The 23027-nt window shown below is 66.5% G+C and carries 18 protein-coding genes; 6 read left to right on the plus strand and 12 right to left on the minus strand.

Translation table 11 applies throughout. The annotated features are described in order from the left end of the window. Positions 1–4 precede the first annotated feature (4 nt). Together ACWKV7_RS08630 and ACWKV7_RS08635 are read left to right on the plus strand one after the other, a co-directional pair. Positions 5–2446, plus strand: a complete 2442-nt coding sequence (locus ACWKV7_RS08630) for a hypothetical protein (protein ID WP_483857252.1) — start codon at positions 5–7, stop codon at positions 2444–2446. 83 nt (positions 2447–2529) lie between these two features. After that, a complete protein-coding gene (locus tag ACWKV7_RS08635; protein ID WP_483857253.1) occupies positions 2530–2946 on the plus strand; it encodes a hypothetical protein in 417 nt (138 codons plus the stop codon). Here ACWKV7_RS08635 and ACWKV7_RS08640 read toward each other — a convergent pair. From ACWKV7_RS08640 to ACWKV7_RS08680, 9 genes are all read right to left on the minus strand, one after another. Then, complete coding sequence (locus tag ACWKV7_RS08640; protein WP_483857254.1) at positions 2943–4763, minus strand: long-chain-acyl-CoA synthetase; 1821 nt, start codon at positions 4761–4763, stop codon at positions 2943–2945. The two genes, ACWKV7_RS08635 and ACWKV7_RS08640, sit on opposite strands and share 4 nt — an antisense overlap. Before the next feature lie 161 nt (positions 4764–4924). Beyond that, positions 4925–5749: an SDR family oxidoreductase gene (locus ACWKV7_RS08645; RefSeq protein ID WP_483857255.1), complete on the minus strand. Its 825-nt coding sequence runs from the start codon at positions 5747–5749 to the stop codon at positions 4925–4927. Positions 5750–5764: 15 nt separating this feature from the next. After that, positions 5765–8338: a bifunctional diguanylate cyclase/phosphodiesterase gene (locus tag ACWKV7_RS08650; RefSeq protein WP_483857256.1), complete on the minus strand. Its 2574-nt coding sequence runs from the start codon at positions 8336–8338 to the stop codon at positions 5765–5767. Positions 8339–8455: 117 nt separating this feature from the next. Then, entirely contained in the window at positions 8456–10432 is a 1977-nt protein-coding gene (locus ACWKV7_RS08655) for an acetyl/propionyl/methylcrotonyl-CoA carboxylase subunit alpha (protein WP_483857257.1), read from the minus strand. A 138-nt stretch (positions 10433–10570) separates the two neighbouring features. Beyond that, positions 10571–11368 (minus strand): enoyl-CoA hydratase/isomerase family protein, encoded by a 798-nt coding sequence (locus ACWKV7_RS08660; protein ID WP_483857258.1) that lies wholly within the window; start codon positions 11366–11368, stop codon positions 10571–10573. 115 nt (positions 11369–11483) lie between these two features. Beyond that, positions 11484–12644, minus strand: coding sequence for a citronellyl-CoA dehydrogenase (atuD, locus tag ACWKV7_RS08665; protein WP_483857259.1), 1161 nt, complete (start codon positions 12642–12644; stop codon positions 11484–11486). 107 nt (positions 12645–12751) lie between these two features. Then, the gene (gene atuC / locus ACWKV7_RS08670; RefSeq protein ID WP_483857260.1) at positions 12752–14368 is read right to left on the minus strand and encodes a geranyl-CoA carboxylase subunit beta; all 1617 of its coding nucleotides are present in this window, start codon (positions 14366–14368) and stop codon (positions 12752–12754) included. 5 nt (positions 14369–14373) lie between these two features. Next, complete coding sequence (locus ACWKV7_RS08675; RefSeq protein WP_483857261.1) at positions 14374–15243, minus strand: SDR family oxidoreductase; 870 nt, start codon at positions 15241–15243, stop codon at positions 14374–14376. A gap of 21 nt (positions 15244–15264) precedes the next feature. Continuing rightward, entirely contained in the window at positions 15265–17052 is a 1788-nt protein-coding gene (locus tag ACWKV7_RS08680) for an acyclic terpene utilization AtuA family protein (protein ID WP_483857262.1), read from the minus strand. Between the two features lie 188 nt (positions 17053–17240). Here ACWKV7_RS08680 and ACWKV7_RS08685 point away from each other — a divergent pair, with 188 nt between their 5' ends. The 3 genes from ACWKV7_RS08685 to ACWKV7_RS08695 all read left to right on the plus strand — a co-directional run bounded on the left by ACWKV7_RS08685 (position 17241) and on the right by ACWKV7_RS08695 (position 19639). Next, complete coding sequence (locus ACWKV7_RS08685; protein ID WP_483857263.1) at positions 17241–17864, plus strand: TetR/AcrR family transcriptional regulator; 624 nt, start codon at positions 17241–17243, stop codon at positions 17862–17864. Positions 17865–18014: 150 nt separating this feature from the next. Next, positions 18015–18746: a substrate-binding periplasmic protein gene (locus tag ACWKV7_RS08690; RefSeq protein WP_483857264.1), complete on the plus strand. Its 732-nt coding sequence runs from the start codon at positions 18015–18017 to the stop codon at positions 18744–18746. Positions 18747–18820: 74 nt separating this feature from the next. Next, complete coding sequence (locus ACWKV7_RS08695; RefSeq protein ID WP_483857265.1) at positions 18821–19639, plus strand: substrate-binding periplasmic protein; 819 nt, start codon at positions 18821–18823, stop codon at positions 19637–19639. On the opposite strand, the gene ACWKV7_RS08700 is transcribed toward ACWKV7_RS08695, so the two are convergent. The 3 genes from ACWKV7_RS08700 to ACWKV7_RS08710 form a co-directional block, all read right to left on the minus strand. Then, positions 19590–20348, minus strand: coding sequence for a lysostaphin resistance A-like protein (locus ACWKV7_RS08700; RefSeq protein WP_483857266.1), 759 nt, complete (start codon positions 20346–20348; stop codon positions 19590–19592). The two genes, ACWKV7_RS08695 and ACWKV7_RS08700, sit on opposite strands and share 50 nt — an antisense overlap. Before the next feature lie 108 nt (positions 20349–20456). Then, positions 20457–21806: a hypothetical protein gene (locus ACWKV7_RS08705; protein WP_483857267.1), complete on the minus strand. Its 1350-nt coding sequence runs from the start codon at positions 21804–21806 to the stop codon at positions 20457–20459. 19 nt (positions 21807–21825) lie between these two features. Further along, entirely contained in the window at positions 21826–21993 is a 168-nt protein-coding gene (locus ACWKV7_RS08710; RefSeq protein WP_483857268.1) for a DUF2897 family protein, read from the minus strand. Between the two features lie 219 nt (positions 21994–22212). Here ACWKV7_RS08710 and ACWKV7_RS08715 point away from each other — a divergent pair, with 219 nt between their 5' ends. Further along, the gene (locus ACWKV7_RS08715; RefSeq protein ID WP_483857269.1) at positions 22213–22980 is read left to right on the plus strand and encodes a substrate-binding periplasmic protein; all 768 of its coding nucleotides are present in this window, start codon (positions 22213–22215) and stop codon (positions 22978–22980) included. Positions 22981–23027 lie beyond the last annotated feature (47 nt).

The following is a 23027-nucleotide window of genomic DNA, read 5'->3' on the forward strand; positions in this document are numbered from 1 at the left end:
CCGCATGGCCATCGATCCGGACCGCAGCTTGCCGGCGCTGCTGGTGCTACTGCTGTGGCAGTTGGCCATGCTGTTGGTGCCGATCTGGGCGGTCGCGCTGTTGCCGCCGCTCTGGGCGCTGGCTCTGGTCGCGTCGCTCGCGGGTCTGCTGACATTGGTGGCCTGGCTGGGCACGGCCGGAGCGCAGACGTTGAGCCGTCTGCTTACCTCCGTGCTGCTCGGCTTCGCCATTTCCCTGGCCCTGGCGTTGCCGGGGGCCTGGGGCGTCGTGGCAGGGCTTGCCTGTGCGGTGCTGGGCCTTGCCGGGCAGGCCGAGTACGAACGCCGGCTCGGCCTGAGCCCTGCGTCGCCAGCCGGGCCGGGTGCCAGCGCCTGGGGCGGAGACGAACCGCAAGAAACGCCCGAGGGCCAGCCGATCCGACTGTTCAATGGCGGCGAGATCGCCATGGGCGGCCCGGTGTATTACGACTATCTGTTCCCCGACGGCGTGCTGCTCGAAGGCATCGGCGCCTCGGCACGCTTTTCCCGCGATGGCCGCTACTTCGCCGCGCCGATACCCTCGCGCCAGGCCTGGGGCCTGTTGATCCTCGATCGCCAGGCGCGGCGTGTCTATCACTGCCAGCAGGATGACCGCTTCTGGGAATTGGACGATTTCAGCGACACCGAGCTCTGCGGGCGCCATAGCCCGCTGGTGGCGAACCAGGCCCATGGCGCCCGCCTCCAGGATCTTCTGGCCCGGGCGGACATGCAGGAGCTGGTGGCGGTGGCCGATCTCTGGCTGTTGCCGGGGCATTGGCAGGCGCTGTCCGACCATCATCCATGGCTGTCCGTCGCACCCGGAGGCCGGCATCGCCTGTGTGGGCATCCCTACCTGCCGGAAAGCCTGCGTGAACTGGAGCAACCCACCCAGCCGTTGCGCTATCCGAGTTATCGGCTGGAGTTGGACGGCGAGCCCAGCGGCCTGCTGCTGGATGACCAGCAGACCCTGGTCTGGCGCGCGGATGGCGAGGCGTTGGTGTGCCGTGCCCGTACCGAGCAGGCTACACAGCGTTGGCCGCAGGCTTGCTGGCTCTGGCAGGCGGGGCAGGGCTGGCGGGCACTAGCGCAACCGTGGCAGGAATCGGCGGATGAGCCGGGACTTTGCTGGGACCTGCCGATTAGCCTGGAACGGCAGACGGTCCGCTTCGAAGGTTACCTGGCGACGCCTCAGACCGATCACCTCGGCTTCGGCTATGGCCTTTCCCGTGTACACGGCGAGACGGAGGTAGTGATCGGCCATGATCTCCACGGCCGCGCATTGCCCGGTACGCTGCAGCCCGCTGGGCTGCACCTGTCGCAACCGCTCGATGCCAAGGGGCAACGTGGCGAGGTACGGGTATTCAGTGCTTGCCTCATGCACGGGCAGCGGGCGCAGCTGCACTGGCGGTACGACAGCCACGACGGCCGGCTCGGTGCCTACACCTGTCGCATCGGTGATTGGCAATTGGCCGGCGAATGGCTGCTCGATCACCGCGTATCCGACTGTGGCCGCTATCTGGCGCTGGTGACGTTCGCCCAGGCACCAGCCGCGCCCAGCCGGGTAGTGGTGGTCGATGTCGAGCATGAGCGTTTGCTGGAACTCGAATTGCCACACCCGGTGGCGTGCCTGATGGATTTTCGTGCCGGTCGATTGAGCTTGCTGTGTGTTCTTGGACGGCTTGCCGAGCACGAGGCCGGCGAGCCACTGAGGCGCTTCAGCGAGGCAGCGCCGGGGCCGCAGCGTGCCGCCGCCTTTCTCTCGCCGCGCGACAGATCGCGCCTGTACTACCAGCGCTTCGACGTGCAGGTGGGCGAGGGGTGTTTGCAGAGGGCGCCAGCCTGGCGACTGGCCGAGGCGCCGCCAGCGGCTAATGCGGAGGGCGATTTCGTCCTGCCGGCGCCAAGCGGCCGTGACGCCGCCTGGTTGTTCGGCGCGCAAAGCGAATATCAGGACAGTTACGTGCGCGAACGCTCTCCACGCCAGGGTGGTTGCCTGTTGACAGCCAGCGGTTGCGCCCTGGCCAATCTCGGCCCGGCGATGATCTGGTCGGCGGATGGCCGCTACCTGGCGCTGACCCGCTTCATCGACCGCCTGGACTCCGCCGCGGACGATGCGCAGAGCGACGTCTGGCGGTTGCTGCTGCTCGACGTGCGAGAGCGTACGCTGCGCAGCCGCCCAGGTTGCGTCGGTCTTATGCCATTGTTCGAGGCGTTCGATGACGAGGGGCTGGTGCTACGGTCCTTCGAGCACGACTGGCAGGTGGACGGCGACGCCGGAAAGCGCCGGCGCCTGGCTCTAGCCGAGCTGCTGGCGCTGCCGGCCGAGCCCTTGCAGGCCAGTGGCGAACTCTGGTTGCCGGCTGAACAGTTGCCGCGTGCCGAGCTATGGCAGGGGGTGAACAGCGAGCCGCTGCAAGCCTGGCGCTGATGTGCGCTCGGGCCTGGAGGACGCGCCCCACGCTCCCGACGTGTGGGGCCCTGGGGTGCAAATTGATCGGCTATTTTTCACGCATGGATAGAAAAATCATTCTCGTTTCGCTGTGCCTGCCATGGCTGCTGGCCGCCGGCGGGCAGGAGCCGGCGTCGTCCGATAGCGGGCCGGAAGCCCCGGCGATGGTTTTGCCGATCGCGGTTCCCAAGGTCGCGCCAGCCGAGTCCAGGGCGTCGGCCGATGATCGCTCTGGCTCCGCCAAGCCCACCGAGCGAGCGTTGCCCGAGGTGGAGTTGGATCTGAGCCTGCCCAAGGATGTGGTCAAGCAGTTGCAACCCCTGGAGCCCCTGCCGGATACGCCCCTGCTGCCGGAGTTCTTCGACAACCGGGTGGGTTCGAGCGATACCTTCCAGTTGCATGGTCGCCTGCTGGACGACGAATACGACGATGACCGGACCTTCGGCGGCGCCGAGCTGCAGTTCGAATTCAAGCGCTAGAAGCGGTACTCCCCACGCAGGATGGCCTGGTGCAGCGTGCCCCCCAGTGGGCTGAAGGTATCGCTACCAGGCAAGCGCACGAACAGTCGGTCGGTGGTTTTCTCCGGGTCGTAAGCCTCGCGCTTGAGGTCGGCCTTCTTGTATTTGAAGGTGCCGGTGGTTTCCACCTGAGCGAGCAGGCGCACGAACAGCGGCGCGGCATAGGCCGGCAGGGTGCGGTCGAGATGGCTGGCCAGGGCCTTGGGATCGAATGTCGCACCGTCGCCGAGGCGCAATGCGGCCATGCCGCAGCGCCCGTTGGTGGCAGGGATTTCTACGCCATAGACCACCACGTCCTCGATGCCGGCGAGGGCGCCCAGTTGGTTTTCCACCTCGGTGGTGGAGACGTTCTCGCCCTTCCAGCGGAAGGTATCGCCGAGCCGGTCGACGAACTGCACATGACGGCAACCGATGTCGCGCATCAGGTCGCCGCTGTTGAACCAGGCGTCGCCCTTCTTGAACACGTCGCGCAGGATTGCCGCCTCGTTCTTCGCCGGATCGCTGTAGCCATCGAACGGCCACTTGGCGCTGATTTCGCCGATCAGCAGGCCGGCTTCGCCCTTGCCGGCCTTCTCCAGAAAGCCCTTGCGATTGCGCAGCGGCCGGTCGCTGTCCAGGTCATAGCGCACGATGGCGTAGGGCGCCGGGGTGAAGCCCACGGTGTTGTCGAAGTTGAACAGGTTGGTGAAGCCGATATTGCCTTCGCTGGAGGCATAGAACTCGGTGATGCGCTGGATGCCGAAGCGCTGCTTGAACTCGCCCCATAGCGATGGACGCAGGCCGTTGCCGATCATGCTGGTGAGGCTGTTGCCTTGTTCTTCCGGGCATGCTGGCTGGTTGAGCAGGTAGCGGCACAGCTCGCCGATATAGCCGAAGCTGGTGGCGCGGAACAGTGCGACGTCGCGCCAGAAGGCGCTGGCGGAGAATTTTCGGCGCAGGGCGATGGCCGCACCGCCGGACAGCGCCGCGCTCCAGCACACGGTGACGGCATTGTTGTGGTAACAGGGTAGCGTCAGGTAGAGCACGTCCTGCTCGCCGAGGCCCAAGCCGCAGTGACCGAGGCCGCCGTAGGCCTTGAGCCATCTGCCATGGCTGAGGATCGAGGCCTTCGGCAGACCGGTGGTGCCGGAGGTGTAGATCAGGAAACAGGGGTCCTTGAGCTTGATGCGCGCACTCTGCGCCAGGTTGTGCGTCGCCTGCCCGCTGGCCAGGGCGAGCAGATTGCGCCACCCCGCCGGTGCCTCGCCGGGGTGGGCGAGGCTATCGCCCTCGGCGATCCAGTAGCGCGGCGCATAGTGTGCGGCGATGTCGCCACCGACCGCTTCGAACACGTCGCGCAATTCCTCGCCGACCACCAGATAACCGGGTTCCACCAGATCGAGACTATGGACTAGTACCGCGCCGCGCTGGGTATGGTTGATCAGCGCCGACACCGCGCCGAGCTTGGCCAGGGCGGCGAGCACCAGCAGCATTTCGCCACGGTTCTCCAGCATCACCGCGACCACGCTGCCGTGGCCCACGCCATCGGCCTGCAGCGCCCGCGCCAGGCGGTTGGCCCAGGCGTTGAACTCGGCGTAGCTGAGCCGCCGGTGCTCCTCCAGCAAGGCCGGGCGGTCGCCGTGCCGGGCGGTGGCGCGCTCCAGGGCCCAGGCCAGCGAGAGCTGCTTCTCGCGGTTGCGCAGGCTGGTGTAGTAGAGGCCGCGCAACAAGCGCGGCAGGCGTGGCAGATGATGGGGCAGGTGGGCGATGAAGCGGGCTGGGGAGATCAGGTCAGTCATGGCTTTCGTGCTTGTCGTGGTTATCCGGCGAGGCTAGCCGGGGGCGTCCTTGGCAGCCATGGCCCTGGCGCGGTCAGGCGAGGGCAGACGGGCAAATGGCGTCTTGGTCGGTCGAACGGGGCGGGGGAGCTGGCCACCCGCCCTCGACCCGGCGGTTTCCCTCAGTCGACGAAAAGGTCGGAAATCAGCGAGCCACCTTCGGGGTCGAAGCGGTAGTGCTCGAAGTCGCGCATGCCCTGCTCACTGAGCAGCTCCTCGTCGATCAGCAGACGCCCGGTGATGCTGCGCCCGCCGCTGGCGAGGATGGCATGGGCGGCGTCGGCCATGATCGCCGGGGTGCGGGCGCGTTTGAAGGCGTCGCGGCTGCCCAGTTCGAACTCGATGGCGGCGGTGGCGATCATGGTCTTCGGCCACAGGGCATTGACGCTGATGCCGTATTTCTTGAACTCCTCGCTCATGCCCAGGGTGAGCATGCTCATGCCGTACTTGGTGGCGGTGTAGGGACCGTGCTGGGCGAACCACTTGCTGTCCATGTTCAGTGGCGGCGACAGGTTGAGAATGTGGCCATTGGCGCTCTGCTTCAGGTAGGGCAGGGCTGCCTGGCTGCAGACCATCACCGCGCGGGTGTTGATCTGGAACATCAGGTCGAAGCGCTTGGGCTCCAGGTGCTCGACGCCGAGCAGCTTGATCGCCCCGGCATTGTTGACCAGCGCGTCGATGCCGCCGAAGTGCTCGGCGGCCTGGGCCATGGCGGCCTTCACCGCCTGCTCGTCGCGCACGTCCAGTTGCAGGGCGAGGGCCTTGCCGCCGGCCGCTTCCACCTCGGCGGCGACGCTGAAGATGGTGCCGGAAAGCTTCGGGTGGGGTTCGGCACTCTTCGCCGCGATCACCACGTTGGCGCCGTCGCGCGCGGCGCGCAGGGCGATTTCACGGCCGATGCCACGGCTGGCGCCGGTGATGAACAGGGTCTTACCGCCTAGTGTCATGTCTGAATCTCCTTTTCACGGATGGGAAACTTCCGGCTGTCGCTGGATGAGGACGTTCAGCTCCTCCGCCGGCAACGGCTTGCTCAGGTGGTAGCCCTGGGCCTCGTGACAGTGGTCGAGGCGTAGCAGGGCCAGCTGTTCCTCGTATTCCACGCCTTCGGCCACCACCTTCATGTCCAGGGCGCGGCCGAGGCCGATGATGGCCTGAACGATGGCGCGGTCGTCCGGATTGGCATGGATGCCGGAGACGAAGCTGCGATCGATCTTCAGGCTGTCGAACGGATAGGTGCGCAGGTAACTCAGGGAGGAGTAGCCGGTGCCGAAATCATCCATCGACAGGCACACGCCCAGGGCCTTCAGCGCGTTGAGGGTATGCAACGCACCTTCCGCGTCCTCAAGCATGACACTCTCGGTGATCTCCAGTTCCAGGCGGGCAGCCGGCAGGCCGGTTTCCGCCAGGGCTTGGCGTACTTCCTCGACCAGGTCGCCGCGCCGGAACTGCACCGGCGAGAGGTTCACCGATACCCGCATCTGCTGTGGCCAGTGCATGGCCTGCTGGCAGGCGCTGTGCAGGACCCAATTGCCGAGCGGAACGATCAGCCCGCTGTCTTCCGCCACCGGGATGAAGCTGTTCGGCGAGAGCAGGCCGCGCTGGGGATGCTGCCAGCGAACCAGCGCTTCGGCGCCGGCCAGGCCCTGGTCGTCGAGGCTGTAGCGCGGCTGGAAATGCAGGCGCAGCTGGTTTCCTTGGAGCCCTTCGCGCAGGTCGCGTTCCAACTGGTGGCGCTCGACCAGGCGCTCGTTCATCTCGCTGGAGAAGAAGCGCCAGCAGGCGCGCCCGTCCGCCTTGGCCTGGTACAGGGCGACATCCGCGCAGCGCAGCAATTCGTCGGCGCACAGGGCATCGTGCGGGGCCATGGCGATGCCGATGCTGGCACCGATGAACACCAGGTTGCCCTCGACCATGAAAGGTTCCTTGAGCCGCTCGATCAGCCGCCCGCAGAGCTTTTCGATATCCTCGCGACAGGTCAGGCCGTCGAGCACCAGGATGAATTCGTCGCCGCCCAGGCGCGCCACCAGGTCGCCCTCGCGCAGGGTATGGCGCAGGCGCTCGGAGACCTCATTGAGTACATGGTCGCCGGCGGCGTGACCGAAGGCATCGTTGACCGGCTTGAAGCGGTCCAGGTCGATGCTGAGCATGACCAATTGGCTGCCGGTCTTTTCCGCCAGCAGGTCCAGCTTGCCCTCGAGGAACTCGCTCATGCGGGTGCGGTTCGGCAGGCCGGTGAGGGCATCGTGCTGGGAGAGGTGCAGGATGCGCGCGTGGGCCTCCACTTCGGCGGTGATGTCGCTGGCGGTCCCGCGATAGCCAACTGGCTCCTGGCCGCCCTTGAGTACCGGCCGGGCGGCAATGCGGCAGATCCGGCGACGTCCGTCTTCCTCCGCATAGCGGCAACGCAGCGGCAGGTGCCGGGAGGAATGCAGCCAGGCGGGCAGCGGCATGCCTTCGCTTTCCAGCAGCTCGGTGAGCGGGCGTCCCAGCCAGTCCTCGGGGTGATGGCCGGTGACCGCGAGGAAGCGCCCGGAGAGGTAGGTCAGGCGGTACTCGGCGTCGATCTCCCAGAGCCAGTCGGACGCGGCCTCGGCAACGTCGCGGAAACGCTCCTCGCTGGCGGCCAGGGCTTCCCGGCTGCGCAGCAGGTCGGCGTAGCCGGCGTCGATCAGCCGCGCCGTGCGCAGGGCATGGCGCAGCACCAGCCAGGTCAGCAGTGCGAGTACCAGCGCGGCGAGGGCGACGATCGGCAGCAGCACGACCAGCACCCTGCGTCCGGGCCGCGCCGGGTCCCAGGCGAGCTGCAGAGGCGTGCCGTCCACCAGGGCGAGGGGCAGGGAAAGCGCGTGGGGCTCATCGACGCTGGCGATGCGCAGGCGGGTCAGGCCGAAGTCGTTGCCGAGGTCGATGAGCTTTTCCTCGCTCAGGACGTAGACGAACAGCAGTACGGCCGCCGGCTCCGGGCTGGGCGTCACCGCTTCGTCGCCGCCGGTGGTGAACTGGGCGGCGGCGACCAGGGCCGGGCGACCGTCGGCCAGCAGCAGGCCGGTCACGCTTTCCTCATCGGTCACGGCTTCGCGCGCCTGTTCCAGCAATTCCGGCAGGCCACCCTGCAGCCACTGGTGGGCATCCACATCGGCCAGTTCGCCGCGGATCACCGAATAGCTGGTGCTGCCATCGGCCTGTACCACCAGCACGCCCTCGTACTGGAAGTCTTCGTAGAGCGACGGGCCCAGGCTCTCCCGGTAGTAGGCCCAGTCCAGGTCGGTGCGCTTGTTCAGGTGTTCGTAGGCGTCGCCCCAGAAGGCGTTGTCCATCACCGTACGGGCGATACCGGCGCGGCGCGTATCCAGCGCCTTGCCGGCGAAGAACAGGCTGCTGTCGCGTGCCTGCCGGTCCTGGGCAGCGGCGATCAAAAGCAGGGCCACGACCATCGCGGCCAGGGCCAGGAGCAGCAGGCCGATGATGGCGGGCAGGGTGCGGCGGGTGAAGGTCGCACGCAGGTACGAAGGTGCGGTGTCTTGAACTGCAGACAAGTTGGCGGATCCTTAAGAGTGCTCGCAGCAATGATGGTCGCTGCTTGGGCAGTTCGCCATTATTGCCGCTCGCGAAGCCAGGCAGCGTGCCGGCTGTCGCAGTGGACCGCCAGATGTTCATTTCGCCTCCACCTCGATCAGCCCCTGGCGGCCTTTGACCTGGTCCCCTCGGCGTACCTGCACGCGGCGCACGATGCCACTGGTGCTCGCCTTCAGCGGGTGCTCCATTTTCATCGCTTCGAGCACCAGCAGCAGCTGGCCTTTTTCCACCGCGTCGCCTTCGCTGACCAGCAGGTCGACGATGGCGCCGTCCATCGGTGCGCGCAGCAGGCCACCGGCCGCGGCGTCCTGAACCTCGGCCGGTGCGTGGCTGACGTCGGTCAGCTCAAGGTTGCCGTTGTCGGTGTAGAGCCACAGGCGCTCCCCGGCAAGGTGATAGGCGACCCGCTGGCGGGTCCGATTGAGCTCGACCTGCGCCCAGCGACCATCGGCCTGCAGTAGACGCAGTTGCAGCGCCTGGTCGCCGGTGCGAACCCGCAGGCTGGGCTGGGCACCGCCTTCGAGTACCGTCAGTTCCACCGCATGGCGCTGCTCGCCCTGTTGCAGCAGCAGGCGCCAGATGGCGCCACCGGCATTGCTCCAGCCGAACAGCGCCGCCTGGTGGGCGCGGGATGTGCCGTGGTACAGCAATGCAGCGGCCAGGGCCAGTTCGGTGGCTGCCGCGGGCTGGGGGCTGAGGCTGGCATCACCCGCCAGGTGGCTATCGATGAAGGCTGTGGTGGCGTGGCCGGCGGCGAACTCGGGGTGCTTGAGCAGGGCGGCGAGAAAGCGCTGGTTGGCCTTGACCCCCAGCAGCACGCAGTCTTCCACGGCGCGCAGCAGCTTGCGCCGGGCTTCGTCCCGGGTCGCACCGTAGGCGACCAGCTTGGCCAGCATGGGATCGTAGAACGGGCTGATGGCCTGGCCCTCGACCAGGCCGTGATCGAGGCGAATGCCGGCGAACTGCGCAGGCTCCCAGCGCAGCACGTTGCCGGTTTGTGGCAGGAAGTCCCGGGCGCTGTCTTCGGCATACAAGCGTACCTCGATGGCATGGCCGTGGAAGCGGATCTCCTGCTGCGTCAACGGCAGCGGCAGGCCCTCGGCGACGCGCAGCTGCCAGGCCACCAGGTCCTGGCCGGTAACCAACTCGGTGACCGGATGCTCGACCTGCAGTCGGGTGTTCATCTCCAGGAAGTAGAAGTCGCCGGAGGCATCCAGCAGAAACTCGACGGTGCCGGCGCCGACGTAGTCCACCGCCGCCGCAGCCTTGACCGCCGCCGCGCCCATGGCCTGGCGCAGCTCGGCGGTCATCACCGGGCAGGGCGCCTCCTCGATGACCTTCTGGTGGCGGCGTTGTACCGAGCAGTCGCGCTCGCCCAGGTGCACGAGGTGGCCGTGGCTGTCGCCGAATACCTGGATTTCCACGTGACGGGGCCGCAGCACGGCTTTTTCCAGGATCAGCTCGGCGCTGCCGAAGGCGTTGAGCGCTTCGGAGCGTGCGCTCTTCAGCTGCGCGGCCAGGTCTTCGGCCCGGTGCACCAGGCGCATGCCGCGGCCGCCGCCGCCGGCGCTGGCCTTGATCATCAGCGGATAGCCGATGCGTTCGGCTTCCTGGGCGAAGCGGGCGTCGTCCTGCTCGGCGCCCTCGTAGCCGGGAATGCAGGGCACCCCGGCTTCAAGCATGGCGATCTTCGACAGGCGCTTGCTGCCCATCAGCTCGATGGCCTTGACGCTGGGCCCGATGAACACCAGCCCGGCGTCGGCGCAGGCCTGGGCGAAGCCGGCGTTCTCTGAAAGAAAGCCGTAGCCAGGATGGACCGCCTCGGCGCCGGTCAGGCGCGCGGCGTCAAGGATCGCCTCGATATTCAGGTAGGACTGGCCGACCGGCGCCGGGCCAATGCACACCGCCTCGTCGGCCAGCTGGACATGGCGAGCGTCGGCATCCGCCTCGCTGTAGACGGCGACCGTGCGGTAGCCCAGCTCATGGGCAGTCCGCATGATGCGGCAGGCGATCTCGCCACGGTTGGCTATGAGGATCTTGGTGAAGGCGGGCATTTATGGGCTCCTGCTATACGTCCCGAATATCGGGCTGCTTTCGCGTAGGGTGGATCGCGCTTTACCGATCCACCGGTGCATGTGAATAGCGACATCCACCCTACGAGCTTGGTCGGTCGTGACAGTCCGCCCGATCCATCATTGGGCCCACCCGGGCTTGCGCTTCTGCACGAAGGCGAGGGTGCCTTCGACGCCTTCCGCACCGGTTACCGCGGCGGCGAACCGCTCGGCGGCGCTGTCCAGCAAGGGGGCCAGTGGTTCGCGGGTGCTGGCCAGCAGCAGCGCCTTGGTCTGGGCGTTGGCGCCGGGGGCGCAGCGGCGGACCTGCGCGAGGGTCTCCGCCAGGCGCTGTTCCAGCGCGGCCTGGTCGTCCTCGCAAAGGTGCACCAGCCCCAGGCGTTCGGCTTCGCGACCATCGAAGCGGGCGGCGGTCAGTGCCAGGCGGCGGGCCTGGGTCAGGCCGATGCGCTGGACCACGAAGGGGGCGATCTGTGCGGGAATGACTCCCAGGCTGGTTTCCGGCAGGCCGAACTGGGCATTGACCTGGGCAATGGCGATGTCGGATACGCAGGCCAGGCCGAAACCACCGCCGAGTACTGCGCCTTCGAGCATCGCGATCAGCGTCTGCGGCGCTGCCTGGGCTTCTTCCAGCAGGCTGCCGAAGGCGCGGTTGAGATCGCGATAGCCGTCGGCGCCGGTTGCGCGGGCGCTAGCCATGTCCTTGATGTCGCCGCCGGCACAGAAGTGGCCGCCGGCGCCGCGCAGGACGATAGCGCGAACGTCCGGGTCATGACGCACGGCTTCCAGGGTGGCGCGCAGCTCGCCGACCATGGCCAGGCTCATGGCGTTGCGACTGTCCGGACGGTTGAGGGTGACGTGCAATACGCCACTTTCGAGGCTCAGCAGCAGGGTTTCGCAGCGGGGCAGGTCGCTCATCACATACCTCGGTGTAGGGCGGGTGAAACCCGCCGCAACGGTTTGGCTGACGGGTTGCACCCGCCCTACGGCTCAGTCGTGGCGGTGGACGTAAAGAGCGACGTCCACCCTACGGTTAGCCCTTCTTCTTACCGGGCAGGATGCCCATCAGCTTGCAGATGATGCCGAGCATGATTTCATCGGCGCCGCCGCCGATACTCACCAGACGCACGTCGCGGTAGGCGCGGGAGACCGGGTTGTCCCACATGTAGCCCATGCCACCCCAGTACTGCAGGCAGGCGTCGGTGACCTCGCGGCCGAGGCGGCCGGCCTTGAGCTTGGCCATGGAGGCGAGGCGGGTGACGTCCTTGCCGGCCACGTACTGTTCGGTGGCCTGGTAGACCAGCGCGCGCAGCGCCTCGATCTCGGTCATCAGCTCGGCCATGCGGAAGTGGATCACCTGGTTGTCGATCAAAGGCGCGCCGAAGGTCTGGCGGTCTTTGCAGTAGTCGATGGTGACGTCGACGCAATGCTCCAGGCCCTTGATCATGTTGGCCGCGCCGAACAGGCGCTCTTCCTGGAATTGCAGCATCTGCATCATGAAACCCGCGCCTTCGGCGCCAATGCGGTTGCGCTGCGGGACGCGCACCTCGTCGAAGAACACCTGGGCGGTCTCCGAACTGCGCATGCCGAGCTTGTCCAGGTGCGGGCTGACGCTGATGCCGGGCGTATTCATCGGCACCATGATCAACGACTTGTTGGCGTGCGGCTTGCCGTCCGAGGTGTTGGCCAGCAGGCACATGAAGTCGGCCGATGGCGAGTTGGTGATCCACATCTTGCTGCCGTTGATCACATAGTCGTCGCCGTCCTTGCGCGCGCTGGTCTTCATGCCAGCCACATCGGAGCCGGCGCCGACCTCGGAGACGCCGATGCAGCCGACCATCTCGCCGGCAATTGCCGGCTTGAGGAATTCCTCGCGCAGTTCATCGGAGCCGAAGCGTGCCAGGGCCGGGGTGCACATGTCGGTCTGCACGCCGATGGACATGGGAATGCCGCCGCAATGTATGGTGCCGAATTCCTCGGCGGCGACGATGGAGTAGCTGTAGTCCAGGCCCATGCCGCCGAATTTCTCCGGTTTGGAGATGCCCAGCAGGCCCAGCGCGCCGGCCTTCTTGAAGATGTCGTGGATCGGGAAGCGCCCGTCCTTTTCCCATTCGGCTACGTGCGGGTTGATTTCTTTCTCGACGAAGTTGCGCACGGTGCGGCGCAGTTCTTCGTGTTCCTGGGTGAAGATCATTGTTGTTGTTCTCCTCGTTCTGACTCCCTCTCCCCCTTGGGAGAGGGCTGGGGTTAGGGTGTTGGGGGCTGCCCCTCACCCTAACCCTCTCCCGGAGGGAGAGGGGATTAAAGCCGGGCCACCCCGAACGTATTGGGCTTGAGTGGCCGCACCTCGGCTTCGGCGCAGATGTCCAGCAGGTAGCCGAGCAGGGTGCGGGTGTCGCGCGGGTCGATCAGGCCGTCGTCCCACAGGCTGGCGGTGCCGTAGAGCGCGGTGGACTGGCTGTCGAGCTTCTGCGCGGTGGCCATCTCCAGCATGTCGAGCATCTTCGGGTCGGCTTCCTTGCCCTCCTTGGCGTGTTTCTCCTCGGTGACGATGCGCAACACCTTGCCGGCCTGGGCGCCACCCATCACTGCGGTACGGCTGTTCGGCCAGGCGAAGATGAAGCGCGGGTCGAGGCCGCGGCCGCACATGGCGTAATTGCCGGCGCCGTAGGAGCCGCCGACGACAATGGTCAGCTTCGGCACGCGGGCATTGGCCACCGCCTGGATCAGCTTGGAACCGTGCTTGATCACGCCGTGCTGCTCGGACTCGGTGCCGACCATGAAGCCGGTGGTGTTGTGGAAGAACAGGATCGGCGTGTTGCTCTGGTCGCACAGCTGGATGAACTGCGCCGCCTTGGCCGCCCCCTGCGGGGTGATCGGCCCGTTGTTGCCGATCAGCCCGCAGCGGTGGCCCTGGATGCTCAGGTGGCCGCAGACGGTCTGGCTGTCGAACTCGTTCTTGAAGTCGAGGAACTGCGAGCCATCGGCGATGCGGGCGATGATCTCGCGCACGTCGTAGGGCTTCTTGGCATCGGCCGGGACCACGCCGAGCAGCTCCTCGACCGGGTACAGCGGCTCCTCGAAGCGGCGCTGCGGGCGAGGCGGCAACTGCGCATTCCACGGCAGCGCGGCAAGAATCTCGCGGGCCAGGCGCACGCCGTCCGCATCGTTCTCGGCCAGATATTCAGCAGTGCCGGCGACCTGGGCGTGCATTTCCGCGCCACCCAGTTCCTCGTCGGTGGCGACTTCTCCGGTGGCAGCCTTGAGCAGCGGGGGGCCGGCGAGGAACATCTTCGCCTTGCCGCGCACCACCACCACGTAATCCGACAGCCCCGGCTGATAGGCGCCCCCAGCAGTGGATGAACCGTGCACCACGGTGACCTGCGGAATGCCGGCGGCGGACAGTCGCGCCTGGTTGGCGAAGGCCCGCGCGCCCTCGATGAAGATGTCGGCGGCGTAGGTCAGGTTGGCGCCGCCGCTCTCGGCCAGGGTGACGATGGGCAGCTTGTTCTCCTGGGCGATCTGTTGCAGGCGCAGCGATTTGCGCAGGCCGCTGGGGGAAATGGTGCCGCCCTTGATCGCACTGTTGTTGGCGATCACCAGGCAGCGCACGCCGCTGACGTAGCCGATGCCGGCGATGATGCCGCCGCCGGCCAGGGTGCCGTCCTTGTCGTCGTGCAGCTTGTAGCCGGCCAGGGAGCAGAGTTCGAGAAACGGGCTGCCGGCGTCCAGCAGCAGGTTCAGGCGCTCGCGGGGCAGCAGTTGGCCGCGTTTTTCGAATTTGGCCTTGGCGCTGGCCGCCTTCTCCTGCACCAGGACTTCCACCGCGCGAAAGCTGTCGATGGCCGCCAGCATGGCCTCGCGGTTGGCGGCGAAGGCTTCGCCATGCGCGTCGATGTCGGAGCGAATGATCGGCATGGCACTTACTCTTTCAACACATCGGGCAGGTAGGCCCTGTGGAAGCCGTTGTAGGGTTGCTGCTGGCCGGGCTTGGCGGCGAACAGCGGGAAGGCGCGGCTGCCCTGGCTGGCGGCACCGTCGATACGCAACGTGGTGCCGCTGATAAAGGCAGCGGCCGGGGAGAGCAGGAAGACGATGGCCGCCGAGACTTCCGATTCGGTGCCGATGCGCTTGAGCGGCACGTGCTCGCGCAGGGTCGGGATCACCGCCTTGAACGCGCCCTCGTAGGTGTCCATGCCGCTGGAGGCGATCCAGCCCGGCGCCACGGCGTTGACCCGCACGCCGGCGTGGCCCCACTCGAAGGCTGCGGTCTTGGTGAAGTTCTCCATGCCGGCCCGTGCCGCGCCGGAGTGACCCATGCCGGGCATGCCGCCCCACATGTCGGCGAGCATGTTGACGATGGCGCCGCCGGTCTGGCTCATCGACTGGTTGAACACCTCGCGGGCCACCAGAAAACCGCCCACCAGGTTGGTGCGCACCACGGTCTCGAAGCCCTTCTGGTTGATCGAGGCGAGTGGCGCCGGAAACTGGCCGCCGGCGTTGTTGACCAGGTGGTGGATCGGCCCGCGGGCGGCGATCACCGCGGTGACCATGCCACGCACCTGCTCCTCGTCGCGGATATCGCAGGCTTGCCAGCTGACGCTGCCGCCGTCCTCGATGATTTCGCCGGCGGTGCGTTCGAGCTTTTCCGGCTTGCGCCCGACCAGCACCACATGGGCGCCGAGGGCCGCCAGTTCGTGGGCGGTACAGCGACCGATGCCGCTACCGCCGCCGGTGACCAGTACTGTCTGGCCGCTGAACAGGCCGGGTTTGAAAACGGAGTCGTAGCTCATCCAGAAAGTCCTGTGGCGTGCCTAGAGTGTCTCTGCCAGCGCCCTGGGCACCGGCACCGGGAATTCCAGCAACTGCTGGGCGAAGGCCTTGCCCTGCGGGTCGATGCGCAGGCTGGCGACGCCACCGCCGCCCAGGCTGTTCTCCAGCAGGAAGTTGAGGCTGTGGCTGCCCGGCAGGTACCAGCGGCTGACGCGGCCGGTCTGCGGGTCGAGCACATGGCCGAACCAGTCCACCAGCGCATCGTTGGTCAGCGCCTCGGCGATCCACGGCAGGTAGTCCGGCTTGCGCGCCATGACGCCGATGTTGCTGTGGTTGCCCTTGTCGCCGGAGCGCGCCACCGCCAGTTTGATCAGCGGAACGCTGACGTCGGCCTGGCCTTGCGGCTTGGGCGGGTCGCAGGCCAGCGGCAGGTCGGCGCTGTGCAGCGTGGCGGGCGTGGGCAGGGCTAGCGGCCGGCGCTCACCGCTCGCTTCGACTTCCAGGGTGCAGGCGGATTTGTCGATCAGGAATGAAAACAGACGAATGACCGGGTAGACCGTAGGGCGACCCCCGACCAGCCCGGTCAGCCCCGGCGCCATGCCGGTGGCGGCCTGGGCGATCTCGCGCGAGAACAGCACCAGCGCCTCCTTGCGCGCATGGCTCACCGCCAGCTTGATCACCACTTCGCGGGTGTCGCGGCGTTCGCCATGCGGGCCGTAGGTCGCCTCGCTGCCGAGCAGTTCGATGCTGGTTTCCCGGTAGGGTCCCCAGCCGCGGGCGGCGAACAGTTCTTCGGTCTTGGCGAGAATGGCACGGCCGACCCGGTCGGCTTTCTTCACCGCATCGATGCCCGCCAACAGACAGGTAGCGGTGCAGCGAAAGCCATCCGGGTAGGTGGCGCTGACCTTGTATCGGTCGGTGGGCGGCAGGCCCCTGGCGCCGCGCACGGCGACGCGGTTGTCGCCGGCCTGTTCAAGGCTTACCTGGCTGAAGTCGCAGGTCACGTCCGGCAGCAGGTAGGCACGCGGGTCGCCGATCTCGTAGAGCAGCTGTTCGCCGACGCTGAACGGCGTGACCAGCCCGCCGGTGCCTTCGGGCTTGCTGACGGTGAAGCCGCCATCGGCCGCCACTTCGACGATGGGAAAGCCGATGTGCTCGTAGTCCGGTACCGCTTCCCAGTCGGTGAAGTTGCCGCCGGTGCACTGGGCGCCGCATTCGATCAGGTGGCCGGCCAGCGCGGCCTGGGCCAGCTTGTCGTAGTCGTTCCAGGCCCAGCCGAATTCGTGGACCAGGGCGGCGCTGACCACTGCGCTGTCCACCACCCGGCCGGTGATGACGATGTCCGCGCCGGTCTCCAGTGCGGCGACGATGCCGGGCGCGCCGAGGTAGGCGTTGATGGACACGCACATCGGCGGCAGCGGCGTGCCGTCGAACATCTCGCTGATGCCGGCCTTGGCCAGCTCCGCGCGCTGAGGCAGCAGATCATCGCCGTGCAGCACGGCGATCTTCAGATCCACGCCGGCCTTCTCGCAGGCGGCGGCGAGGGCAGCGGCACAGGCCTGTGGGTTAACCCCGCCGGCATTGCTGATGACACGGACCTTGCGCTGCTTCAGCTCCTCCAGCAAGGGAGCGAGCACCTCGACGAAGTCGGTGGCATAGCCGGCGTCCGGCTGTTTCAGGCGGGCGCCGGCCATGATGGACAGGGTGATTTCCGCCAGGTAGTCGAAGACCAGGTAATCCAGGGCACCGTGGCGGACCAGTTGCGCCGCGGCGGTGGAGGTGTCGCCCCAGAAGGCCGAAGCGCAGCCGATGCGTAGGAGCTTGCTCATGGGTGTCCGCCGTCCTGTTCGATGCCGGAACATTACCAAGCAAGCGCTTGGTTGAAAAGCCCTGGCGAGACTTTCTGGGCCAAGCGCTTGCTTGGTCGGCTCGTGAGGCATAAATTCGCCAGCAGCGACAAGCACTTGGCGTCACAATCGAGAAGCAGACGTAATTGAAAAAGCGGGGAACGACCAGCGTGGACGAGCAGCAAGCCCAGGCCGTGATGCAGCAATTGGTGGCCGCCGGGCAGGTCACCGATCCGGACAGCGCGCGGGGCAAGCTGTTGCAGACTGCCGCGCACCTGTTTCGCAGCAAGGGCTATGAGCGCACCACGGTGCGCGACTTGGCCAGTGCGGTGGGCATCCAGTCCGGCAGCATCTTCCACCACTTCAAAAGCAAGGATGAAATCCTGCGGTCGGTGATGGAAGAAACCATTCTCTACAACACCGCGATGATGCGGGCCGCGCTGGCCGACGCCCATAGCCTGCGCGAGCGGGTGCTGGCGCTGATCCGCTGCGAGCTGCAATCGATCATGGGCGGCACCGGCGAAGCCATGGCGGTGTTGGTCTATGAGTGGCGCTCGCTTTCCGACGAAGGGCAGAAGTACATCCTCGAGCTCCGCGACATTTATGAGCAGCTCTGGCTGGAGGTGCTGGGCGAGGCCAGGGCGGCCGGCTACTTCAAGTCCGATCCGTTCATCCTGCGGCGTTTCCTCACCGGAGCGCTGTCCTGGAGCACCACCTGGTTCCGCCCAGAGGGGCCGATGACGCTCGATCAGCTGGCCGAGGAAGCACTCTCGCTGGTGATCAAGGAAGTTTGAGCCGGATGGTCTAGGCTATAAGGGCCTTTGAGCCGTAAGTCTGGCTCCGACACACGGATGTGCAGGTAACGCCGTTTCCCGAGGGTGCCCTGTGTCGAGGTAGACAGCTTGCGCGTTGTATTCAGATATCTGCTGATTGCGCTCGGAGTTTTGAGTGTACTTCCCGCCGAAGCCCAGCAGCGGGTGAGGGTCGGTGCGTATCATTTTCCTCCCTATGTGATGAAGCCGGAAAACCCCGATGCCGGCGGCCTGCTGCCCGAGCTTCTTGCTGCCCTGAACCAGGTCCAGAGCGACTATCGCTTCGAGCTGACCGCCACCTCGGTTACCCGGCGCTATCGCGACTTCGAGCAGGGCCGTTTCGATGTGATCCTGTTCGAGTCGCCCAGCTGGGGCTGGCAGGATATCGCGGTGGAGGCCCTCGACCTGCAGATCGACGACGCCGAGGTGTATGTCGCGCGCGCCGAGCCGGGGCGAGGGCAGGACTACTTCGATCAGCTCAAGGGCAAGCGCTTGGCGCTCTATAACGGATACCACTACGGTTTTGCCGGCTTCAATGCCGACCAGGACTATCTCAGTCGCGAATTCAACGCCGTGCTCACCTATTCCCACGACAGCAATCTGCTGATGCTGTTGCGCGGACGGGCGGACATCGCGGTGATCACGCGCTCGTACCTTCACCTCTACCGCCAGCGCCACCCCAAGGAAAGCACTGACCTGCTGGTGTCCGAGCGCATCGACCAGGCCTATCATCACCAGGCGCTGCTGCGCCCGCATGGGCCGCTGGGCAAGGAGGAGTTCGCCGCCTCGATGCAACTGCTGCGCGACAACGGCAGCCTGCAGCGGTTGCTGGCCCGCTACGATCTTTCCAGCAGCACCCCCTGAGTGCGTCTAGGCTGTCAGCAGAGCTTGCGTTAGGCTGGCTTTTTCCAGCCCAGTTACCGTGTGAGGGGGCGTTGATGCGGTTTTCGCTCGGGATCCTGAGGGGCGCGCTGTTGGTCGGCTGTATCGGTTTTGGCGGGCAGGCGACCGCCGAGCAGGTGGTGCATATCGGCGGAGCGCATTTCCCTCCCTATGTGATCAAGCCAGAAACCTCGGTGGCCACAGGTCTGCTGCCGGAGCTGATCAAGGCGCTCAATGCGCTGCAGACCGACTATCGCTTCATCATGCTGCCCACCGCCGTGCCACGACGATTTCGCGATTTCGAGCAGGGTCGCATCGACATGGCGGTGTTCGAAAACCCCGAGTGGGGCTGGCAGGACATTGCCCACCAGGCAGTCGACATGGGTCTGGAGGACGCCGAGATTTTCGTCGCCCGCGCCGAGCAGCTACGCGACCAGAGCTACTTCGATGTGCTCGAAGGCAAGCGCCTGGGGCTTTATCACGGCTATCACTACGACTTCGCCGGCTTCAATGCGGACCCGGAATTCCTGACGCGCGAGTTCAACGCCAAGCTGACCTATTCCCATGACAGCAACCTGCTGATGGTCCTGCGCAAGCGCATCGATGTCGCCCTGGTCAGTCGTTCCTACCTGGGGGTCTTTCTCCGCGAACATCCCGAATACCGCGGCAAGCTGCTGATATCCGATCGCATCGATCAGATCTACCACCACCATGCGTTGCTGCGGCCGCAGGCACCGATCAGCGCCGAGCGCTTTCGCGCGCTGATGGAGCGCTTGCGGGCGAACGGCACGCTGGCGGCCATCTTCACTCCCTATCGGATCGACGTCATACCAGCCGCAGCGGATAACTCAGTAGTAGCAGGTGCAGAAGATTGACCGCGCCGTGCAGCGCCACGGCAACGCTCAGCCGTCCGCTGTAGTGGAAGGCCAGGCCATACCCCAGTCCGGCGACTGCCGCGACCAAGCCGAACAGCGGGCTGAAGGGCACGTGCACCGCTCCGAACAGCAGCGCGGTGAGCAACACGCCCGGCCATGGACCCAGGCGGGCCACCAGGCTGCGCTGTAGCCAGGCACGAAACAGCAGTTCTTCCGCCAGGGCCGTCACCCCCAGGTTCACCGCCAGCCATAGCGGCAGCTCCGGCGGCCATTTCGGCTGCCAGCCCACCAGGCCAAGGGCCAGGGCGGTCGCGGGCACGGCCAGCAAGGTCGCCAGTACCGCCAGGCCGGCCCGGTACGGCCGCGGAGCCTCATCGCGGGGCTGGCCCAGCCACCAGGCCAGCAATGTAAGGCCTACCAGCAGCTTGTCCCAGGACAGGCGCAACCCATAGGCCGGCGCGTCGGCGCTGAGTTGGCGCGGCGGCAGCAGCGTCCAGGGTTGGAAGCCCGGCAGCAGGTGGGCCGCCAGGGCGATACTGGCCGCGAGGCTGAGCAGCCACCAGAGCAGACGCGGCAGGTAGTCCCGCCCATACAGCAGCAGGGCGATATACAGCGTGCCGAGCAGCACGCCGAGCGGTTGGATGAACACCGAAAAGAAACCGCAGACCAGCATTAAGGCCGGTAGACAAAAACGAAAAGTGATCGGCATCGCGCCTCCGGATGAGGGCGCGCAGTTTACCGGGATGACGCGGGACGCGGCAGCGAGGCGGCAGAATGCTCGACTTCGTCACAGCCGGGTGAGGCTCAGCCGGTCGGTCTATCGCGGTGTCGATGTCGTGAAATAGCGCTCCAGCAAGGCAGGGTCGTCGAAATGGGCGCGGCCGATGAAGGCGGTGGCGTGGTGGCCCCACTGACGCATGGCGCCCGGGGAGATCACCCCGGATGGCCACAGCAGCCAGCGCTCCAGTCGCTCGCTGCCGGGCACCAGGCCGTCGGTGCTATATAGGCTGCGGCTGCCCTCGGCAGTGGGGAGCCGGCGCAGCTCATCCAGATCGGCCTGCTGGTAGGCGACGGCGGGATAGCCTGGGCGGCGTTGGTCGACCCAGCGAATCTGATGGTCGCCGGCGCTCAGCCAGAGGGTTGCGGCCGTGCTGCCATCGATGGCCAGTCGAGTCTCCCGGCGCTCTTCCTCGCCTTCCGGCTGCTGGAAGCGCAGAGGGGATTCCCGGGGAAGGTAGAAGGCATGCCAGCAGCCGCACGGGTGGATGCTGTCGTAGAGCAGCGCTTGCCCCTGGTCATCCAGCGTGACCCGCCAGATCAGCCCGTCCAGCTCGCCGGCATAGAGGTCCAGGGGGCGCTTCGCGGGGCGTTCGGCGAACCAGAACTGGTAGATCAACTGCAGGTGCCAGCGACCCTGCAGGCGGCTCCAGCCCATTTGCCGATAGAGCTGCGGCGCGACGTTGTCGAACCCGCGGCGGCGGTACTGGCGCATGTCGGGGCGGCCCAGCCGGTCGGCGCGACTGGCCTGTTCGACCCGCAACCAGGGCGCATGCCGGGCGAACAGGGCGGCGCGCTGCTCGGCGTCGGGCTGCGGCAGGCCGAGGGCATCGGCTGTCAGGGGCCTGCCGAAGGCGCTTTGCCGGATCAGGGGCTGGTAGGCCAGCCAGGTCGGGCGGTCGTCCGGTGCCATCGCCGCTTCGTCCCGCCAGGCGGCGATGGCGCGGCGATAGAAGGGCGTGGACAAGGGATAGAGGCCGAGGATGCGTGCCCAGCCCCGGTAGTCGTCCGGTACCTGGGCATCGGCCAGCGCTCGCTGGAAGGCCTGCGGGTCTGCCGTCAGCCGCTCCACCTGGGCGTCGCGGCACGCCTGCAGAGCTTGCTGGCGGTCCTGCCAGTGCAATCGCTCGATCGAGGGCAGATTGCCCAGTTCGATGGCGCTGGCCTCGGCGTCCCGTTCTGCCAGGTAGCTCAGCCAAAGGCGCCGCTGTGGCGCCGTGCGGGCAGTTGGCCCGAGGCTGGCCAGCAGGCGGTCGCTGCGCAAGCCGGGAAACGCCGGCAGGGCACGATATTGCGCGTCGGCCGTGGCGCGGGTGGCGGCATCGCGGGCGGCGAACAGGGCGTCGCACTCCTGCACCGGTGCCGGCGGCAGCCGGGCGCAACCGGCCAACGCCAGTGCGGCGCAAAGGCTAGCGCTCCTGAGCGTCCTTGGCATCCTGTTCGGCATTGCGCTGCTTGATGCGTTCGAGTTGTTCCTCGCTCAGCGGCAGCTTCTTCGCGGTATCGCGCAGCAACAGCAGGCTGCCTAGGATGGAGCCGAGGGCGAGGATCAGTATGAGCCAGGCGTACCAGGGCATGGACAGTCTCCGTGGGAATCAACGGGTCCACCTTACGCCCGGTACCGAACGAGGTCTACGCGTGCCAGTCTTCTCGGCAGTGTCACTTCGGGTTGCTGGCAACTGCCTTGTCGCTAGGCTAGACCTTTACGAGTGCGCCGGTGCGGTACGGAATCGTCTTGTTGGCGTGCGGCGTGGTTGGAACCATCCAATGTGGTTTGCTTGAAAGGACAGTCGGCGATGGCGCTGCGCAAGCTCGAATGGGCGTTGGGGATGATTGTCCTGCTGATGGCGGGCATGAGGAATGTGGCTGAGGCTGAAGAAGTCCGGCTGGTGACCGGTGAGTTCGCACCTTATAGCGGTGAGAACCTACCCAACGGCGGCATGCTCACCGAGCTGGTCACCAGCATCTTTTATCAATTGGGTTATCCGGTCAGTGTCTCCTATCTGCCATGGAAGCGCGGCTATCAGTCCACCCGCGAAGGCAGGTTCAGCGCCACCTATCCCTATAGCTTCAGTGCCGAGCGAGCCCGGGAAATGCTCTACTCGGCGTCGCTGCACAGCAACCCGGTTTATCTCTTCGCCCATGTGGCGGCACCGCTGAGCGAAGGTGCCCCGCAGGACCTGAAGGGGCTGCGATTGTGTTCGGCGCTGGGCTACAACGTATTCCCGCCTATACAGGAGGCGCTGAATCAGCAACAGATCGAACTGATAACCGTGCGTGAAATGGACAGCTGCGTGCGCATGATGGAAAACCGGCGCGCCGATGCCATCTTCCTCAACGAGGACGCCGGCTGGCGCCTGATCGAGCAGGCGGCCGGCAGCCGGCGAAATTACCGAATGCTCGGCGAGCCGATCTACACAGTGCGGGAGTACCTGCTGATTTCCAGGCGCTATCCCGGCGGCGCCGAGCTGATCGAGAAGTTCAACGATGAGCTGGCGCGACTGATCGACAATGGTCGCTATCGACAGCTGGCCAATAAGCACGGCGTAACCGATTTACCCTGACCCGCCAGCCGTGCCGGGCATTGCGCTACAATGCGCGGCGTTTTCGT

Source organism: Zestomonas ipomoeae (genome assembly GCF_057128665.1).

Bases quoted from the DNA above. Each gene is read 5' to 3' on its own strand.
- ACWKV7_RS08630 (WP_483857252.1), top strand. From the start codon at position 5: ATGGCCATCGATCCGGACCGCAGCTTGCCGGCGCTGCTGGTGCTACTG.
- ACWKV7_RS08635 (WP_483857253.1), top strand. From the start codon at position 2,530: ATGGATAGAAAAATCATTCTCGTTTCGCTGTGCCTGCCATGGCTGCTG.
- ACWKV7_RS08640 (WP_483857254.1), bottom strand. From the start codon at position 4,763: ATGACTGACCTGATCTCCCCAGCCCGCTTCATCGCCCACCTGCCCCAT.
- ACWKV7_RS08645 (WP_483857255.1), bottom strand. From the start codon at position 5,749: ATGACACTAGGCGGTAAGACCCTGTTCATCACCGGCGCCAGCCGTGGC.
- ACWKV7_RS08655 (WP_483857257.1), bottom strand. From the start codon at position 10,432: ATGCCCGCCTTCACCAAGATCCTCATAGCCAACCGTGGCGAGATCGCC.
- ACWKV7_RS08660 (WP_483857258.1), bottom strand. From the start codon at position 11,368: ATGAGCGACCTGCCCCGCTGCGAAACCCTGCTGCTGAGCCTCGAAAGT.
- atuD (WP_483857259.1), bottom strand. From the start codon at position 12,644: ATGATCTTCACCCAGGAACACGAAGAACTGCGCCGCACCGTGCGCAAC.
- atuC (WP_483857260.1), bottom strand. From the start codon at position 14,368: ATGCCGATCATTCGCTCCGACATCGACGCGCATGGCGAAGCCTTCGCC.
- ACWKV7_RS08675 (WP_483857261.1), bottom strand. From the start codon at position 15,243: ATGAGCTACGACTCCGTTTTCAAACCCGGCCTGTTCAGCGGCCAGACA.
- ACWKV7_RS08680 (WP_483857262.1), bottom strand. From the start codon at position 17,052: ATGAGCAAGCTCCTACGCATCGGCTGCGCTTCGGCCTTCTGGGGCGAC.
- ACWKV7_RS08695 (WP_483857265.1), top strand. From the start codon at position 18,821: ATGCGGTTTTCGCTCGGGATCCTGAGGGGCGCGCTGTTGGTCGGCTGT.
- ACWKV7_RS08700 (WP_483857266.1), bottom strand. From the start codon at position 20,348: ATGCCGATCACTTTTCGTTTTTGTCTACCGGCCTTAATGCTGGTCTGC.
- ACWKV7_RS08710 (WP_483857268.1), bottom strand. From the start codon at position 21,993: ATGCCCTGGTACGCCTGGCTCATACTGATCCTCGCCCTCGGCTCCATC.
- ACWKV7_RS08715 (WP_483857269.1), top strand. From the start codon at position 22,213: ATGGCGCTGCGCAAGCTCGAATGGGCGTTGGGGATGATTGTCCTGCTG.